Annotated in this window: 10 protein-coding genes; 5 read left to right on the forward strand and 5 right to left on the reverse strand. The window is 34.2% G+C overall.

Annotated features, from left to right (window positions below; genetic code table 11):
* The first annotated feature begins 14 nt into the window (after window positions 1–14).
* The 5 genes from ACGK9U_RS04545 (at window position 15) to ACGK9U_RS04565 (ending at window position 8,248) form a co-directional block, all read left to right on the forward strand.
* Window positions 15–1,181, forward strand: a complete 1,167-nt coding sequence (locus tag ACGK9U_RS04545) for a FecR family protein (RefSeq protein WP_394465175.1) — start codon at window positions 15–17, stop codon at window positions 1,179–1,181.
* Between the two features lie 162 nt (window positions 1,182–1,343).
* Window positions 1,344–4,595: a SusC/RagA family TonB-linked outer membrane protein gene (locus ACGK9U_RS04550; RefSeq protein ID WP_394465176.1), complete on the forward strand. Its 3,252-nt coding sequence runs from the start codon at window positions 1,344–1,346 to the stop codon at window positions 4,593–4,595.
* A gap of 27 nt (window positions 4,596–4,622) precedes the next feature.
* The gene (locus tag ACGK9U_RS04555; RefSeq protein ID WP_394465177.1) at window positions 4,623–6,155 is read left to right on the forward strand and encodes a RagB/SusD family nutrient uptake outer membrane protein; all 1,533 of its coding nucleotides are present in this window, start codon (window positions 4,623–4,625) and stop codon (window positions 6,153–6,155) included.
* A 113-nt stretch (window positions 6,156–6,268) separates the two neighbouring features.
* Window positions 6,269–7,264: an alpha/beta hydrolase fold domain-containing protein gene (locus ACGK9U_RS04560; RefSeq protein WP_394465178.1), complete on the forward strand. Its 996-nt coding sequence runs from the start codon at window positions 6,269–6,271 to the stop codon at window positions 7,262–7,264.
* A 12-nt stretch (window positions 7,265–7,276) separates the two neighbouring features.
* Window positions 7,277–8,248 carry a pectinesterase family protein gene (locus ACGK9U_RS04565; protein ID WP_394465179.1) on the forward strand — a complete coding sequence of 324 codons (972 nt, stop codon included), beginning with the start codon at window positions 7,277–7,279 and terminating at the stop codon, window positions 8,246–8,248.
* A gap of 82 nt (window positions 8,249–8,330) precedes the next feature.
* On the opposite strand, the gene pelA is transcribed toward ACGK9U_RS04565, so the two are convergent.
* From pelA to ACGK9U_RS04590, 5 genes are all read right to left on the reverse strand, one after another.
* Window positions 8,331–9,962 (reverse strand): pectate lyase, encoded by a 1,632-nt coding sequence (gene pelA / locus ACGK9U_RS04570; RefSeq protein WP_394465180.1) that lies wholly within the window; start codon window positions 9,960–9,962, stop codon window positions 8,331–8,333.
* Window positions 9,963–10,214: 252 nt separating this feature from the next.
* Window positions 10,215–12,323 carry a hypothetical protein gene (locus ACGK9U_RS04575; RefSeq protein WP_394465181.1) on the reverse strand — a complete coding sequence of 703 codons (2,109 nt, stop codon included), beginning with the start codon at window positions 12,321–12,323 and terminating at the stop codon, window positions 10,215–10,217.
* Between the two features lie 76 nt (window positions 12,324–12,399).
* The gene (locus ACGK9U_RS04580; protein WP_394465182.1) at window positions 12,400–14,025 is read right to left on the reverse strand and encodes a family 43 glycosylhydrolase; all 1,626 of its coding nucleotides are present in this window, start codon (window positions 14,023–14,025) and stop codon (window positions 12,400–12,402) included.
* A 94-nt stretch (window positions 14,026–14,119) separates the two neighbouring features.
* Complete coding sequence (locus ACGK9U_RS04585; protein ID WP_394465183.1) at window positions 14,120–17,548, reverse strand: DUF4450 domain-containing protein; 3,429 nt, start codon at window positions 17,546–17,548, stop codon at window positions 14,120–14,122.
* Window positions 17,549–17,564: 16 nt separating this feature from the next.
* A complete protein-coding gene (locus ACGK9U_RS04590) occupies window positions 17,565–18,857 on the reverse strand; it encodes a DUF4861 domain-containing protein (protein WP_394465184.1) in 1,293 nt (430 codons plus the stop codon).
* Window positions 18,858–18,867 lie beyond the last annotated feature (10 nt).

Here is an 18,867-nt window from a genome sequence, read left to right on the forward strand (position 1 = left end):
AATAATACCATAAAATGATCACCCCTAGTATAGAAAATTTAATAGTTAAGTTTCTTAGCAATCAGGCAACCGCATCGGAATTAGATGCATTAGAGACTTGGATTCAAGTTTCTAATAACGACGTACTTTTTAAACAATTTGTAAAAATAAACTATGCTATTGAGTTTAACATGCAAACTTTCAACATAAACAAAGCAAAAGACAAATTACTAGCAGAAATTGCAAGTGATAAAAGGGTAATTACATTAAAAAACACCCGAAAAAAAATACGCTATGCCGCCGCTGCAATTGTTATTGGTATTTTGGCAACAGGCTATTTCTTTAAAGACAATTTATTAAAAACACCCATAAACGATAGCCCTGAAATTACAAACACCATAGAAGCAGGCACAAACAAGGCCACTTTAACATTAGAAGATGGATCTGTTATACTTTTAGAAAAAGGAGATACATTTCAAACTCAAAATGCAAATAGTAATGGTGAAAAAATAGTATATACTAATTCAGAAGAAAATTCTAAAACTATTAAATACAACTATCTAACAATTCCTAGAGGCGGTCAATTTTTTATTAAACTATCGGACGGAACCAAAGTTTGGTTAAACTCTGAATCACAATTAAAATACCCTGTAAACTTCAAAAAAGGTGATACTAGACAAGTAGAATTAGTATATGGTGAAGCCTATTTTGATGTTTCGCCAAGTACAAAACATAATGGGGCAAAATTTAAGGTTCTAAATAAATCTCAAGAGATAGAGGTATTAGGAACAATGTTTAATGTTAAATCTTATAAAGACGAAACCAACATTTATACAACTTTAGTAGAAGGTAAAGTAGAAATTAACACTTCAAAAGGCAAACAACTACTGGCTCCAAACCAACAATCAAATTTAGATATTATATTGAACAAAATAGCTATTAAGGAAGTAAACACTAAAGAGGTTATTTCTTGGATTCATGGCGACTTCGTGTTTCAAAATAAACCGTTAAAAGATATTATAAAGGTATTATCGCGCTGGTATGATATTGAAATTGAAATTGAAAATAAATCACTTGAGGATATAAAATTTAATGGAGAATTAAGTAAATATCAAAATCTAGAAGACATCCTATTACTAATAAAAAACACTAATTATATAAATAACTATGAAACAAACACCAATAAAGTAATATTGAAATAAAAAAAAAGAGGGAAAGAAATATTAACATCTCACCGCAAATAATCCTCCCTCCTTTAATGCGATTAATTAATTAAATGTTTAACTAACTAACTATGTAAATTTATGGAAATTAAATTAACTAATGCTTGTTTTCTATTCAGAAAACGGTTATTAATGATTATTATGAGAACCTTCATTTTTCTATGCTTCTTTTCAATGTTTGGGTTTACCCCCAATAACATTTTATCACAAAATGTTAAAATTGTAATTGACACCGATAAAACAGCTACCGTTGATGAAGTATTTAAAATGATTAGCGACCAAACAGATTACAAATTTATCTACCAAGTAGATTTGTTTAAAAACTTGCCCAAAGTACATTTAAAAAAAGGAACTATTGAAGCTAATACATTGCTTCAGCAAAGTGTTTCTAATGTTGATGTACTATTTGAAATTACTAATAACAACAATATTGTTATTAAGAAAAAAACACTTGATACTTTTTCTTCTATTTCAAAAGACAAGAAAACTCAAGACTTTAAAATATCTGGTACTGTAAAGGACGAAAATGGACAACCACTTCCAGGAGTAAATATTCTTGTTAAAGGAACTTCTAATGGTACCCAAACAGATTTTGATGGAAACTATACTATAACCGTTGAGAATTCTAATGACATTTTAGTATTCTCATTCATAGGGTTTCTTACCCAAGAAGTAACCATTGCCAACAAAACAGTAATTAATGTTAGTTTAAAAGAAGATGTCGCCAAACTGGATGAAGTCGTTGTGGTCGGTTATGGCTCACAAAGACAAAAAGATTTAACAGGTGCCGTCTCTTCAATGAAATCAGAAGATTTCAATAAAGGTCCGCAGCTAAGTGCTCAACAAGCTATGCAAGGCAAAATGTCTGGTGTTGTTATCGCACAAAACAGTGGAAAACCAGGTGGTTCAAATACGGTTAGAGTACGTGGAGGCACATCTTTAACTGGCGTAAACGACCCCTTATATGTTATTGATGGTGTTCCAATTTCTACAACAGCAGGTGTTAGTTCTGCAAACATTAGAGGTAATGGTACCGATTTTTTTGATCAAGAACCTACTAACCCTTTAATGACAATAAATCCCAATGACATTGAATCCATTACCGTTTTAAAAGATGCGTCTTCTACAGCTATTTATGGATCTAGAGGTGCCAATGGCGTTATTGTTATTACTACTAAAAAAGGAAGCTCAGGAAATTTAAAGGTTACTCTTGACGTAACAGGAGGTATTTCGACAGTTGCCAAAAAACTGGATGTTCTTTCGGCTGATGAATACCGGCAAATCAACGATGACTTAGGGCTAGCTTATTCAGACCTAGGAGCAAACACAAATTGGCAAGATGAGATTTACAAAACTGCACAAACTCAAGATTATAATCTATCATTTTCTGGTGGATCTGGAAAATCAAATTATAGAGCATCATTAGGGTATGGTAATCAAGAAGGTGTTTTAAATGGTTCTGAACTAGAAAGAGCTAATGCAAGAATTAATGTTAACCATTCTGCTTTAGATGATAAGTTAACTTTTGATTTAAGACTGAACTATGGCAACACGTTTTCAAACAACTCTCCGGTATCTAACACCGTAGGAAGTGAAGTTGGAACTAGTATAAATTATGAGTCGTATGTTTTTAATCCTACGTATCCAATTTATGATGCCGATGGAAACTACAACCATGTCCCACCATACAGGGTTAATCCAATATCATTTGCAAATGATGTTATAGATGAAGTAACCAACAATAGACTTTTAGGCAATTTGTCTACAACTTATAATATTACAGATCCTTTAAGTGTTAATATCAACTTAGGCTATACACACCAAACTATAAACAGAAATTCTTATATAAGAAAAACAAATCCATTGGGAGAAGGTTTTGGTGGTTATGCTAGTGTTCAAAAACTAGAAGATTATAGTAAATTAATTGAAACCATTTTAAGGTACAATAATACTTTTGGCAAACATAATGTTGATGCTATTGCGGGTTATTCTTGGCAGTATTTTGTAAATGAAGGCTTGCGCAATGTAGCTTCTGGGTTCTTATCAGATGAATTCAAATGGTATAGTTTACAAGCTGCAAGCACCATAAGTAATGTTTCTACATTTAAAGGTAGTAATACTTTAATCTCAATGTATGGAAGAGTTAATTACAATTTTGATGACAAGATTTTAGCTACAGCTACTATTAGAAGAGATGGCTCCAGTAGATTTGGTTCTGGAAACCAATGGGGTGTTTTCCCTTCGGGCTCTTTGGCTTGGAGAGTTTCCAATATGGACTTCTTTAAATCAAAAACAATTTCCGATTTAAAACTAAGAGCTAGCTATGGTGTCACTGGAAACCAAGAAATAGGAAATTTAAACTCTCTCACAACACTAGGTGCCACCAATGCAGGTTATATAGTAGGTGGGCAAAGAGTTACTACTGTATTACCACAACAATACGCCAACCCAGATTTAAAATGGGAACAAACATCTCAATTTAATACTGGTGTTGATTATACCATACTTGATGGTAAAATTCGTGGAAGTATCGATTACTACAGAAAGAAAACAACCGATCTTTTATTACGTTTACCTGTTCCTTCACCTACAGCTGTTAGTACGCAGTTAGCAAATGTTGGTAGTGTTGAAAACAAAGGTGTAGAACTAGAAATTTCTGCAGATATTATTGATAAAAATGATTTTACATGGACATCTTCATTTAACTATAGCAGAAATAGAAATAAAGTATTAAGTCTGTCCAACGATCAATTTCAAGGAAAAGATATACAAATAGCACCTTTACAAGGACAAGGTTTATCAGGAATTTTTGCTCAACTAATTAAACCAGGATTAGCTCTAGGAACCTTCTATGGCAGAGAATTTATTAGAATAGAAAACGGTACAGAAATACTTGGAGATGAAGATAAAGTTATTGGCTCTGCACAACCAGACTTCACCTTTGGTTTTTCAAATTCATTTACTTACAAAAATTTAACACTTGGTATAAATTTTAGAGGATCTATTGGAAATGATGTATTTAATTTAACAGGTAATAACCTTGGATATCTAAGTAATCTTCCTGGTAGAAATGTGTTTAAAGAAGCCTTAACCAGTGGTGTTTTAAGAAGCCAACCTAAGCGCTATTCTTCTCGTTGGATAGAAGATGGATCATTTGTACGCTTAGACAATGTTACATTAGGCTATAATTTTAATCTTGAAAAAATTCCAGCTCTATCTAGTGCTCGAATATTTATTACGGGACAAAACTTGTTATTATTTACTAAATATTCTGGTTTAGACCCCGAGGTTAATTCAGACGTATCAGGGACTGGTATAGCACCTCTAGGAGTTGATTATTTAGCTTATCCTAAAGCTAAAACAGTTAGCCTTGGTTTAAATGTATCATTTTAAGAATAACTTAAATTATAAATTAATATCATGAAAATATATAATAGAAAATCAATATTCACTTTATTTGTTTTTACATTGTGCTTATCCGGATGTACAAATTTAGATGAAGAAGCGTTTGGAAGCTTATCTCCAGACACATATTATAATACAGAAGCCGAAGCACTATCTTCAGTAGTTGGTGTTTATCAAGCATTATCTAGTGTATCCAGTATTGATCGTCCTTGGAGACTACAAGAATATGGAACAGATGAATTTGTTATTCCAGGAAGAGCAAGTGGTGGATGGTTTGACCAAGATGTTATCGACATTGTTACACACACCACAACCCCTGCAAATGCAGATGTAAATAGAGGTTGGAACTCACTTTTTCAAGAAATAGGCATAGCAAATGCTGTTTTAGAAAGCTTACAAGCATCTCCCAACAGTGAAAACCTAAAAAGTTTAATAGCTGAAACTAGAGCCCTTAGAGCATATGGATACTTTTTTGCTATGGATCTTTGGGGTAATATACCAATAGTAACCGTAGCAAGGATAGACCCCAACAACCTACCCGCAACTAGGCCAAGAACAGAGGTATTTGAATTTATTGAGAGCGAAATGTTAGCAGCTATTCAAGATTTACCTTCTGTTACCGAGGTTAATAGAACCAGCTACTATCCAAGATTTACCAAAGAAGCCATACAAGGTGCACTAGCGTCAATGTATTTAAATGCCGAAGTGTATACGGGAACACCTAGATGGTCCGATGCTGTCGCTATGTGTAACAACATTATAAATACAAACGCTTATGATTTGGAAGCAGATGTAGTTGATAATTTTAAATCTACTAATGAGGAAAACTCAGTGGAGTTGATTGCATCATTTTCTATAGACCCAACTCAAAATGCTGGGAACAATCAATTTATATTGTACACGAATCACTCTCCAGACAAAACAAAATACAACTTACCATTTACTCCAGCAAATGGATTTAGTACATTTCCAGAAGCGCTTAACAGGTACGAAGATCAAGATAATCGTTTGTTGTTGATTGAATATGGCCCACAATATTACTTAGATGGTGTGACACCATTAACATACCCAGACGGCACACAGTTAGACATTATTCCTGTACAAGATTTAGTAAGTGCTGCAGATAATGAGGGCTATAAAGTACTTAAATACACCCCTATTGGAGCATCATTCTCTGGGTTTAATGCTGACAACGATCTTGTTTTAATGCGTTATGCTGAAATACTATTAATAAAAGCTGAAGCTTTATTTAGAGATGGCAACACAACACCTAGTGTTTCATTAGGTTTGGTGAATAGAGTGAGAGAACGCAGTAATGCTACACCACTTGGTAGTTTAACGCTAAAGGATATTGAGGACGAAAGAGCAAGAGAGTTTTTATGGGAAGGCCACAGAAGAAGAGATATGATTCGTTTTGGCACTTACTTTACAGGCACTTGGTCTTTTAAGACCGGACAAACTGAGGCTTTTAGAGGTGTTTATCCAATTCCCAATATACAAAGATCAGCAAATCCAAACTTGGATCAAAATCCAGGATATCCATTATAGTTTAGTTTGTTTTGAGTTAGTTTAAATATTACCCATGTACTACATAGAAATGTGTATTACATGCGGTAATATTTTTTTAAATAATATCCAAATCTTTAATCAAGTTTAAAATTATGAAAAAACCTTTTTTAAGTATAATAGCTACCTGTTTTTTATGTTTGAATATTTCAACAATTAAAGCTCAAAATAAAAATATCAAAATACCAAGAGACACAACCTATAAAGTAACTTCTGAATACAAAAAATATTTAAAATATTTCCCTTACATAAAACCTGCGAAAGATTCATTACCAAATAATGTGAATCAATTCAGAGAAGTAGTTTACACCACATTAAAGAATACCCCTTTTGGTGATAGAGACTTGCATGTTGATATTTTTTCACCAAAAAAATCAGGAAAATATCCCGCTTTATTGATGGTACATGGCGGTGGATGGCGATCTGGTGATAAATCATTACAAATACCAATGGCTCAAAAACTTGCAGCTAGAGGCTATGTAACAGTTTGTGTAGAATATCAACTTTCAATGGAAGCAAAATATCCTGCGGCTGTTTACAATATAAAAAGTGCTGTTAGATGGATGCGAGCAAATGCCAGCAAATATGGGATTGACACAAACAAAATTGCTATTTCAGGTTGTTCTGCAGGTGGGCAATTAGCCATGCTTACAGGATTAACAAATGGTATTGACGACAAAGAGGGTAATCACGGTAATTTGGATTTTTCCAGCGATATTCAAGCAATTATTGATATTGATGGGGTTGTAAACTTTATGGCTCCAACTTCTTTAAATTTAAACAGAAAACCAAATTCGCCTGATATTGAATGGTTAGGTGGTTCTTTTTATGAAAAACCTGAAATATGGAAAGATGCTTCTAGTATTTATTGGGCTAATGAAAAATCGCCTCCTATTTTATTTTTAAACAGCGGTTTTCCCAGATTTCATGCAGGGCAAGATGAGTTAATTGGCATGATGAACAATTGGGGTATTTACACCGAAGTCCATAAATTTAACGAAGAAATCCATACCTTTTGGTTATTTCATCCATGGGTAAACCAAACCGTTAATTATATAGATAATTTTTTAATTAAAGTTTTAAATAACTAAACCTTAAACTTCATGAAAAAATTAGCAACATTAAAATTTATTTTGCTCCTTATTTTTGCTTCTCCATCAATTCTCGCTCAAACATCAAACCCAGATAAATACAAATATGAATTCACTGTTGCTAAAGATGGTAGCGGCGACTACAAATACATTCAAGATGCTATTGATGACATGCGGGTATTTCCTTTAGCACCCATCACCTTGTACATTAAAAACGGGATATATACTGAAAAAATTGAATTATCTGAAAACAATACAGATGTTACTTTTATAGGTGAAAGTGTAGATAAAACCATCATAACTTTCAATGATTATTCTGGTAGAGGGCAGCATATAGGCACTTTTAATTCCCATACCGCAAAAATATCTGGAAATAGGTTTAAAGCTGAAAATATCACATTTGAAAATTCGGCAGGGGCCATTGGGCAAGCAGTAGCGCTGTATGTTGATGCCGACAAAGCTGTTTTTAAAAACTGTAAGTTTCTTGGAAATCAAGACACCATATACCTTGGTGGTGAATATTCCAGACAACTTTTTGAAAATTGCTATATAGAAGGCACTACCGATTTTATTTTTGGTCCTGCAACAACCGTTTTTAAAAACTGTACCATTCATTGCAAATCAAATTCGTATATAACAGCACCAAATACAACAAAAGATAAGACGTTTGGTTTTGTGTTTTTAGATTGCAATATAACAACAGCTAACGATGTCACTAAAGTTTACTTAGGAAGACCATGGCGTTATTGGGCTAAATCTGTATTTATAAAGTGCCAATACCCTAAGCAAATTGCTCCTGAAGGATGGCATAATTGGGGTAATATTGAAAATGAAAAAACAGCATTTTTTGCAGAATATAATTGTACAGGAGAAGGTTTTAAGCCAACGGAAAGAGTAAAATGGTCTCGTCAATTAAGTGATAAAGAAGCAAAAAACTACACCTTAGAAACTATTTTCAATTCTTGTAATCCTTGGAAGTTTTAAAGAATATAAAACAAAACTGATTTCAAAATAAAAAAGGTGCTTATAAATAAGCACCTTTTTTATTGACTAACTCAAATAATTATCAAATACCGTTTTTGTTTTTCCAATTTGTATATTCTGAACCGATTAAACTAGCAGGCCAACTACCATACCAAGAATATCCATTTCTTCTTTCATGTGATATCTCAGCAATAGTTTTTTTAGGTATTCCATCCCTACTACAGAAAAATGCCTCATTTGGTCCAAAAGAACTAAAATATGAAGCATATGGAAAACCTGTATAATCTTCTAAACTATAAAATCTACCCCACATAACATTACCAGGTTTTTCCACTAAGATTTTATCGTATCCATTTTCGTATTGACTTCCAGTTACAGACTTTAATTCGTATCCCACAATTTTAACTGATTCAAACCATGCTACAGCACTGTTAATAGCATTAATAACCTCAGACGATGGGTTATCTAATGTCATTAATAAACGTACTATTCCAACAGATTCCGACCCACTATTTGAAGCTAATTCATAAGATCTAGCCGTTGCTGGTGCTAAAGTAACAGCATTATGCTGTGCACACCATGCGGTTTTAACTCCATTAATAACAACTTGAGTTTGTAAAATAACATCAATTCCTTTATCAAATGCTGTTTGTGCTTTACTTACATAGCTTTGATCTATTAAATCCATATTATTTCTCTTCAAAAAAATATCTCTCATTAAATTCATAACATTACCCATAGCATTATCATTATAAGTAATGTGTCTGCTATAATCAGTTGGTTCAATCGGATAAACTTGAGGCCAACCACCATTATCGTATTGTGCTTCAAAAACCCAATCAATTCCTCTTATTGCCGCAGCTAAATAATCAGGATTTTGGGTTGCTTTATATGCACTCAATAAAGATCTAATTTCTGTTATTGTATGGCCATTATCTATAGTTGTATCTGTGTTATTTTTAGTATTATTTGCTGTAGTTATTTCAGATGAAGTTTGTGTGCGATCATAACCAGAAAAATCATTGTGATATTTTGACCATCCACCATTGCTACGTTGCCACAACAACATATTTTCAGCTTTTAAAGTAGTCGCATAAACGGGCGTTACACCAGATATGTTTATTTGAAGTTGACCCACCTTAGCACTTCCATCCGCGGCTGTTGCTGTTACGGTTATTGTCCCATTTAATTTTGGAGTTAACAAACCCGTGGTAGATATAGTAGCATAAAGCCCATCTGAAACCGCCCAAGTAACTGCTTTGTTCGTGGCATTAGTTGGTAAAACCTCAACTGATAACTGCTGCGGCTGTCCATCGGTAATATCTGTTCCGGTGATAGATATGCTTTCAACAAAAACCGGAGGACCTGTAACGCCTGATATTGTAATAACTTTTTCTGCTGAAATTCCTGAATCATCATTGGCAGTTGCAGTTACGGTTACCGTTCCATTATCCATAGGGGTTAAAAGCCCTGAAGTTGATATAACAGCAACTGACTCATTTGATACACTCCAAGTTACTGTCCTGTCGGTAGCATTATTTGGTAATACAACAACGGCAAGTTGTTTAGCTTTTCCGTCAGTAATATTACTGCCATTAATTATCACATTGTTAACCAAAATATTTTTAGAAGTTTCTTCTTCAGGACTATCGCTACTGCATCCAAATAAACTAACTAAAAAAATAAAGACTAATAAACCTTTCACTTTTTTCATATTTTTTATATTTTTTTTTACAGATTACTGTTTATCAACAAAATAACATGTAATCGATTGCACAATATTATGCAAATAAATTTATTAATAAAAATTATTTATTAGAAATTTACCCTTTCATGTACTAATTAACATAAAAAAAATAAGAAAATTTATTCAATATGTTTTAAACTAATACAAACAATTAACCTCAAAAACTGTTCCAGCTTAATGATTGGTCTTTGAAGTTAAACTTAAACCGTTGATTCTTTGTTACGGCATTGGTTTTAAACCTTCCCATTTAACGTTCCACTTGCCATCTTTTGGAAACCCAGGGTTATTAACAGTATTACCATCATAACCTGCACACATAAGAGCTATTGCCGAAAGAATACCTCCATTACCTGGCAAGTACAATGTTAATCTTTCATTTTGGTAATTATGCCCACCTGGTAAATAGGTATTGGTTATTTCATCCCTTAAAAGTGCTTTTATCGCATCTTCTGGCCTGTTAAGTCGCGTTGCCGTCATTGCTTCCAATGGAAAATCCCACCCCCAAGTATGGTTCCAAGTCCAAACCTTATCTACAATATCAAAAGTATTGTTCATTATTTTTACATCAACAAAATTATTATGTGGCAACATACTCATAGCACCCAAAACCGCTGGATGATCTATGGTGTGTTTACTTGTAGGCGAATAAGAATCTGGTACACTTTCAGCTGCTAAATACACACCATCCTTTTGAGCCATTGGAGAAATTTTATCTATAATGTTTTGCCATTCGGTTTCAGGCTCCAACCCTAAACGTTCACGCCATTGTTGTGCCACTTGCAATGCCCATTTCCAATATGCCAACTCCCAAGGCGAATTGAATGTTTCCAATTTATCAAAACACTCTTGTGCTGGTATAACGCCTTTTCCTAAAATATACCTATCGTTTTTAGCATCGTAATTTGGGTAAGACGCCATAAAATCGGCTGTTGAAAAAATGAGCTTTTTATACTTTTCTAAATTCTCTTTTGAAGGGTTGTTTCTATAAATTAGTTCAGCTAAATAAATAACATGTGGCTGTTGCCATATTAAAAAAGACCCTACGTTTGATGGCGCTTCATCGGCATTATGGTCGGTCATTTTTTGCCAACGCACCCCTTTATAACCTTGTCTTTCGGCTATCAACTTCGCTTTATCGTAGGCTACAAAATACCAACCGATACTTTTTTCCAAAAAATCGGTTCTTCCCCAAAGTGGATAATGTGCCGAATGCCACCAATACATTTCCATATGCGGCTTGCCATACCAGCTATTGTATGTTAAACCCGTTTCCTGTACAGGGTAGTTTCCTGCGCATTGTGAGCGTGTTAAGTATTGCGATAGCACCACACGTCTTTCAATTTCAAAAGCTCTGGTATCGGTACATTCTGAAAAATCAACCGCACCACCCGATTGCCAAAAGTCTTCCCATGTATTTATACTATTGATTTCTACCTCGTTAAAAGTAATGGTTTCGCTATTGTTCTCTTGTGAAAAAATTACAGCGAATTCAAAACTATCTTCTGTATTTGGTTGCATAGTGAAATAATGCTCTTCTATTTTTGTTACTGAAGCTTCAGTATTTAAACGAGCTTCCACAAAATACCGATCGTTATCTAAAGTCCTGTTGAAAACAAATCTTTTTCCTGTTTGTTCATTTACGGTTGTTTGATGCATATCACTGTTAGTGTAATTAACACCTCTATCAGCAAACTGATTGGTTGGATATGGAAATCTGAATTTTAATTTAATTCTATTTTCTTTTAATAATGGCGACTCTACTTTTGCTGCAATACCGTCAGTTTTAGAATCTCCATAGGTTACTACTTTTACAGAAACACCTTCAACAGTAAAATGACTTTCAATTTTACCTGTCCAAAGATTTAGTTCTTGATTAATGTCTTTTAAGTCTTCTGGTTTAGCAACTGTTCCATCTTTCTTAAGAATTTCCAACCCTACGTTTCCTAACTGCAAACGGTGTGGGTTTGCTCGAAAATAATCGGCTGCAGCCATGTTTCTATCATTAGCTCTATCCTGTATGGCATATAAACTATTTGGGTTTCCGTTAAAATCATAACCCTTTAAAGTTTCACTAAATTCAAAATTTTCGGTATTTGGAAATGTATGCCAACCCCATTCCGATTGTGTTCCTAAAGGCACGCCATTTTCATAAAATTCAGTAAACGATTGCAATCCAGTAGCATCTACGGTAAAAGCAAATTTTCCATTACCAACATTTAGTGACCCAAGCGTATCAATGGCTGTTATTTTTACATTATGACGTGTAACTACGGCTTTTCTATCTATTTTTTCTGGCTGAGATGATGGCTTTTCTTTGCATGAATTCATGCTTAAAAAAGCTAAGATTAGGAGTAAAAGAAGATTTGTATTTTTCATTATTATATCTATTTATATTTAGTTTATTTTAAAAAGTGTTTGTGTTTTTCACAAAAGTAACATCATCAACTTGACATTGTGCATTTGCAATACCTTCAGCTACAAAACCAATTTCAACTTTTCCATTTGACACAAGCACGCCATCTATTTCTATAAGATTCCATGATGGGTTTTGTTTTGAAATAGTTAAAATATTTTGCTTACCCCCACTTTCTGCGTACATCTTTAGCACATTGAATCCATTTGTGTTTTTAATTTTAGCAGATAGTTTATAATACCCATCTTCCAATGTTACAAACGGGGTAGATTCTATAGTTTGAAAAACTTTTCGTTTAAAATTTATAGTATCCGAAATATTTAAGCTTTTTTCGCCTACAACCTGTTTTCGGTCTTCTTCTGTATTAAAATAGTTTAATACCGGAGAATCATCAGACCCAACTACAATTTCATTTCCTTCATATATTTTTGTAAACCATCCTTTTAACTGTTCTTGTATTGGTTTTACTGGACTTGGAATATGCCTTCTATCTGCTTCAAAACTCCCATTTTTAACATAATTATTATCATTTGCTACCTCCCAATCTCCAGTATGAGGATTAAAATTCCATGAATGCAGAGAATTGAAGTATGGCACATCTCCGTCAAAACTCATGGGACACCATTGATTGTAACCCAAACCATTCCCTGCAAAATTGGACCATCTATCACCACAATAAACAACCAACTCTTTATTTTTTGTTTTAAGTGAAGTAAAAAAACCAGTTTGTGAGATATGAGCATAATCATCCATAGACCCGGGTGTTATAAGCATTTTATTTGTTGGTAAATATGGCCCTCTAATATCATCAGCAACCAGGTAATACGCATAAGATGAATCCCAACCGTAAAGGTTTGATGCGTACAAATAATATTTACCATTATATTTAAACATACAGTTTCCTTCTCTACCAGCTCCTTTAAAAACTTCAGTACAATCCAGCAGATTTACCATACCGTTTTTAACACCAATTTCAGAGATATAAATTTTATGGCGGCCTTGTCCGTATGAATATACAAGATAGGAAATACCAGTATCCTCATCGGTAAAAACCGTTTGATCACCAGTATTTGGTGTACCTATCATAGGTTCCATATTAATTCTTTGATGCCATTTAAAAGGTCCCGTTGGGCTATCTGAAACAGTTATTAAAACCTGATCATTGTGTTGAACAAATAGAGCGTATTTTTTCAACTCTTTCACATAAGCGACACCTAAGCGCCCCATCCACCCAGTGCGACTGTAATTTTTATTGATTTCCTCTTTAGTAAGAACAGGTTTTTCAGATTCCCAGTTTACTAAATCTGTAGAGGTATAACAAGTTACCGAAACAAAACGAGACCTAGGCTGTGTAATGGATGGGTCATTTCTATAAAGTTCTGCCTCTTCATAATGAACACCATACCAGTAATATTTTTCTAGATTGGTAACAGGATCGACAAATCTAAAAATTCCTCCACCTTGACTATAAATTGGCTCACCGCTTTTAGTATCCCAAAACCGGTCATTTTTAATGTTTAACGTTTGTGATGTTAAAACAAACGCTGAGAAAAAACACAACAAGGCTGTTAAGAGTAGAATAACGTTTATTTTTTTTAAGGGTTTCGTATGGGTCATATATTATTTCAATATTTATAAATAGTTTCAGCTATAATTAGTTTTGCTTTAAGAGTTATGTACAAGCCTGCCACCAATAATTAAAAAACCAATATTAATTCCTTACTAAAGTTACACTCATTAAACCAATAACCACTTCATTTGCAACAGCTTTAATTTCAAGACTTTTTAGCGTTTTGTTTCCATTTAACGGTAAATCCAAAATGGTTGCTGCTCCGCCATTAATACCAAAATCGGTAAAACCTTTTATGGGTGTGAAATCTTTAAAATCTCTTGTAATGATTCCAGAATTTAAATAAACCCGTGGTGGTTTTGGCGCATCGGTTGTAAAGGCTAAACCATCAACAAAATAATCTTGCTCAATAGGCCACCAATTTTCAGGATTTTTTAGTTCTAAAGCTTCAATGGTTCCATCAGTATATGTTACGATAATTTCACCATTCACAAACCGACTTTGCATTGGGTTTGTAGTTCCTGCCATCATAAAATATGCATGGGTTGCTTTACCAGAAAGCGGTATTTCGATGGACTTTGGAAAATTATCCCATTGTGATACAAAAGCAATATTACTTTTTTCGGTTTCTGAAGGTGTGCTAAAAGGAATATTCTGCGGACTTACAATCGTATTGTTTTCGCCTGCTTTCTTACGCAAACCGGAATCGTCAATAATTGGTTTTATAAACGGATAACACCAGTTCCCAATTCCTTGCGTTGGGAGTTGTAAAGTTGGCGATGTTGGTCTCGGACTTAAATATTGCTGTTCAAAAACATCGGTTACTTTGCTGTTGAAAAGGGTTTCTAAGTTGATTTTATCAAAATTGGTTTCAGAAGATAGTTTTTCATCCCAATTTTGGAATTTGGAAATAGCATCTTTTTCAGAAGTTACTTTTAAATGAACCGGTTGCCACCAAACCATGCCATTTTGTTTCAGTTGAACAAAAAATGTTTTATTTCCTTCTTTTGAATTAATTGTAAAATCTAATTGATTCTTTGTTTTTTTTACTTCTAAAATTGAAGTTTGTGGGTCGTAAACCTTAACAATTTCTGCTTTTGAAGTTTTAAATTGAAGTTGCTTATTTTGATATCCTTCAAACTCAAATTTAGGTTGTTCTAACTTTCCTTCTTTTAACTTGATTTCAATTATATATTGTTTTTGATACAGACTTTCAATAACAATTTTAGGATTGCCTATGGCAGTTTCATCAAACTTCCAATCAACTTTATTTCCATTTATTTTAACGTATTCAATACCTTCATTTAAAACATTCACAGAAAAATGAAGTTTCATGTGATTGTTAAATTTGGAATCGATAGTATATTTTAAACTATTATCCTCTTCCGAGAAAGCGATTTTAATATCTGGAATATCTAACGAAGCATGCTTCCAATCTTTTGGAAACCCTAGTTTTAAATACAAGGTGTTTTCAATAGCATTTGGTTGAATTCCAAACAAACCTTCCACCAAAGAACGTGCTGCCATAGCAATGGGGTCGGCAAAATCACGGTACAGTTCGCCACGAATCGCATCATAATAAGACAACTGCTGAAAACTTCCTGGTGATGCGCCTAAATACATACTTTCAATTAAGGCACTATGCCATAACCGAAACGCTTTCTCGCTTCTGCCACCTTGCCAATAAGCCAAAGCTGTATGCAAATTTTCAGCCAAAGCAACGTTGTTTACAGACCACGTATAAGGTTGCCAATTGGTGGTTGAAACGAGTTGTAAATTTTCAAAAGGCAATCCTTCAGCTTTTACGGGAATATGCGGAATTTCTGTATCTATATACCTTAAAGATTGATAAGCTTGAAATGAGTTTGCTATATTTTCATCTAAAGCATGATAAATGGTCCAAATTCCCGGAGTATCATGAAGCAATTGGTTTCCTAACAAGTCTTTATACTCCGCAAAAACACCTTTTTCGGGTATCCATAACTTACTGTCAATGGCCGATTTAATATGCTTAGCTTCCTTGATATATGGCTCTGGATTTTCACCCAAAAGCTTAGCAATATTTGCTGTTAACAAATTGCAACTGTAATTATACGCCGAAGCATAAGTAACACCTCCGCCAGAATATTGCAGTGCATCACTTGCCCAAATCATGGCATAAGCATCATAAAGTCCATCGTTGTCTGCATCAAAATTTCGCTTTTCCCAAGCGATGTGGCGTTTTATAACAGGCCATATATCTTTCATGAAATCCACATCGCCCGTCCATTGATAATGACGAAGTATTTGATTTATGAATACCGAGTTCATATCGTAATGATGCGCCACCGTATTCTTATTTGGATGGCGACTGATATAACCACTACTAAACATGGAGGTTCCAAGAACTTCTTTTTGTCTGGCAAAATTTCGGAATGTATCCAATACCACAGGCCCTGTTTCGGGTTCTATAACTTGTGAATTCCCATAGCTTTTAAAATGTGTTTCTGCTCTATCATGCCACCCTAATGGATTTGCAACAGAAGCACCTCGCCATGCGTTTAAGTGCATGCGCCATGCAATGGAACCATGTAAAAAGGCGGGCGATTCCCAAATAGCATCTCCTGCTATGGCTAAAGCACTGCCTAACGTATTGAGGTAAGGATCTGGTGTTTTTAAAGTAAGTCGCGATGCTAGTTTTTTCACCTGTTGCATCGCTTGAACAAATTCAGATTCTAATTGTGCTTGGGTGGTTGGAACTACAGCTTCATTATTTTCTAATTTCCACAGTAATGTATCATTTGAATTCAACTGAATTTTACCAATGACAACAGGTAATCTATCAACTTTAGATTCAAATAATTCGCTAGGATTTTTTTCAGAATTTACCTCAACTAACTTGATATCGGACTTAGGGAAATATCCCGAAACTGCTCTGTTATTTCCTGTTTTTTGTTTGTTGTTTTCTGATCCAAAATTCAACAAAAACCCATCCTTTTGAATAGTGTATTGATTATTAATACAATATTCTGGTTGCAAGTAAAACACCGATTCTGGGTCGGCTCCAATATCGCCATCACGACTAAATTTTTTACCACTTGCACCTCCATATAACCAAACTAAATCGACATTTTTAGGGATATTTTCGGTTTCAACTTTTAAAACCATGGCTTCGTTTTCAGCATGGGCAACCACTTGTATTTTGATTATTCCATTTGATAAAGATGCATCTCTAATTTCATAATGCATCATGCCCTGAATGTAACGTGTTTTAATCGAATCGCATTCTGCAATCCATTTGCTGCCCGAATTCGTTACAATTCCAAGTTTAAAATTGCCACCCATACCGGGCATATAAAGTGCGAATTCAGGTAAATCGCCCGCTTCTACCCTAAAACCTGTATTAGTCCCATACAAAGCTCTATTGAATTTTCTGGAACCATTGTGTAAAACGAAACTTTCTCCATCTGGAATATAATGGGTTTTTCTTATTTTAGTATCCAAAGTTGGTGTTTCTTGGGCAGTTACTTGCAATGATGCACCAACTAAAAAAAGTAAACCAATGCGTTTTATAGAGTTCAATAAATTCATATAATGCCTTAACCTTTTAGTTTGCTATTTCAATTTTTATCTTGGTAGATAATTGATCGGTTAGCTGTTTTAAATAAGCTTCAAAATAGGTTTTGTCTACAAAATTGGCATCACTAAGTTCCCAACAAGCAATGGCGTAATAATCTATCGGTTCGTTATTTGTGATTTTAAGTTTCGCTAAAAAAGTATTGGTTAGGTTTCCTGTTTTTGGTGCTTCGGTATAACCTAAATACTTGCCTTTTGGAAGAATTAATGCCATGCCCAACCACCAACCTTTGTCGTATGTTTGTTTGTCGTGGGTATATAAAACTATGAACTCCTCGTTTTCATCCAAAATAGATAACGGATTATTGTTGTTAATATTTACCAATCCAACCGCTAAATTCTCGTCACCTTGAAGCCCTGATACCGCCACCGTATTTTGATAGCCATACATCCCCGGCCAAATGGTCGTTTTTTCTTCTACCGAATAGGTTCTATTGCTGTTAGGTTTCCAATTTTCGTAGTTATAGTTTAAAACAGATTTAACTGGACCTTCGGTTTGGATCTTAAAGGTGGTTTTTTCAACATTATTAATAGAATCGTTCACTGTAACACCTAAACGCATTAAATCCGTATCAGTAATCAAAGCATAACCACCAAGTCCAACCGAGTTTCCTACAGCTAAAATATCGCGCCCCCAATCTTCCATAACATGGTAATTATCCTCTACTTCGCCTTTAGAATTAATACCTACTGTTTCTGGTGATATTTGCGAAGTCTTTTTCCCAAACAAATCTTTAGCGTTTCTACCATCTAAATAATGTCTGAAACCAACTTTGTCGTTTTCCCACGAAGGTCCATCAGTTTGGTATCGCTGATAACCTAAACTTTTGGGCAAATCATTTGCCAACAAAACTTCTTCGGTAGCTGATTGCACTGGACTATCGATAGCCGAACGTTTCCCAAATCGGGCACTTGTTCTAACTATATAATTTGGCTGGACATGAGTCCATTTTAGTTGGATTGATTTTTTTTCGTTTGAAGAAAAATTAGAAACAAAAAATAGTTCGTCCCAATTGCCATCACCATCTGTATCATTCAATTGTGACGGAATGGTATCTGTTCCCGAAACTACCAACGGATATTTATTAATACCATCTATGTTTTTAAGTTGATTTCTTTTTATTGAAACAGCTTTATCGGTTAATTTAATATCTGAACTGTTTATTAACCTGATACTGGTTTGTTCTTCTTTTGAAGTTTTGCATGATGCTAAGAGTCCTGCAACAATTATTATGGCTAAACTTCTATTTATTAGTTTTTTCATCACTTATACT

The organism is Mariniflexile sp. HNIBRBA6329 (assembly GCF_043558645.1).
GTDB lineage: Bacteria > Bacteroidota > Bacteroidia > Flavobacteriales > Flavobacteriaceae > Mariniflexile.

What these genes read in the sequence shown, in the direction of transcription:
- pelA (WP_394465180.1), bottom strand. Translation starts at nt 9,962, where the DNA reads ATGAAAAAAGTGAAAGGTTTATTAGTCTTTATTTTTTTAGTTAGTTTA.
- ACGK9U_RS04575 (WP_394465181.1), bottom strand. Translation starts at nt 12,323, where the DNA reads ATGAATTCATGCAAAGAAAAGCCATCATCTCAGCCAGAAAAAATAGAT.
- ACGK9U_RS04545 (WP_394465175.1), top strand. Translation starts at nt 15, where the DNA reads ATGATCACCCCTAGTATAGAAAATTTAATAGTTAAGTTTCTTAGCAAT.
- ACGK9U_RS04555 (WP_394465177.1), top strand. Translation starts at nt 4,623, where the DNA reads ATGAAAATATATAATAGAAAATCAATATTCACTTTATTTGTTTTTACA.
- ACGK9U_RS04585 (WP_394465183.1), bottom strand. Translation starts at nt 17,548, where the DNA reads ATGAATTTATTGAACTCTATAAAACGCATTGGTTTACTTTTTTTAGTT.
- ACGK9U_RS04565 (WP_394465179.1), top strand. Translation starts at nt 7,277, where the DNA reads ATGAAAAAATTAGCAACATTAAAATTTATTTTGCTCCTTATTTTTGCT.
- ACGK9U_RS04550 (WP_394465176.1), top strand. Translation starts at nt 1,344, where the DNA reads ATGAGAACCTTCATTTTTCTATGCTTCTTTTCAATGTTTGGGTTTACC.
- ACGK9U_RS04590 (WP_394465184.1), bottom strand. Translation starts at nt 18,857, where the DNA reads ATGAAAAAACTAATAAATAGAAGTTTAGCCATAATAATTGTTGCAGGA.
- ACGK9U_RS04580 (WP_394465182.1), bottom strand. Translation starts at nt 14,025, where the DNA reads ATGACCCATACGAAACCCTTAAAAAAAATAAACGTTATTCTACTCTTA.
- ACGK9U_RS04560 (WP_394465178.1), top strand. Translation starts at nt 6,269, where the DNA reads ATGAAAAAACCTTTTTTAAGTATAATAGCTACCTGTTTTTTATGTTTG.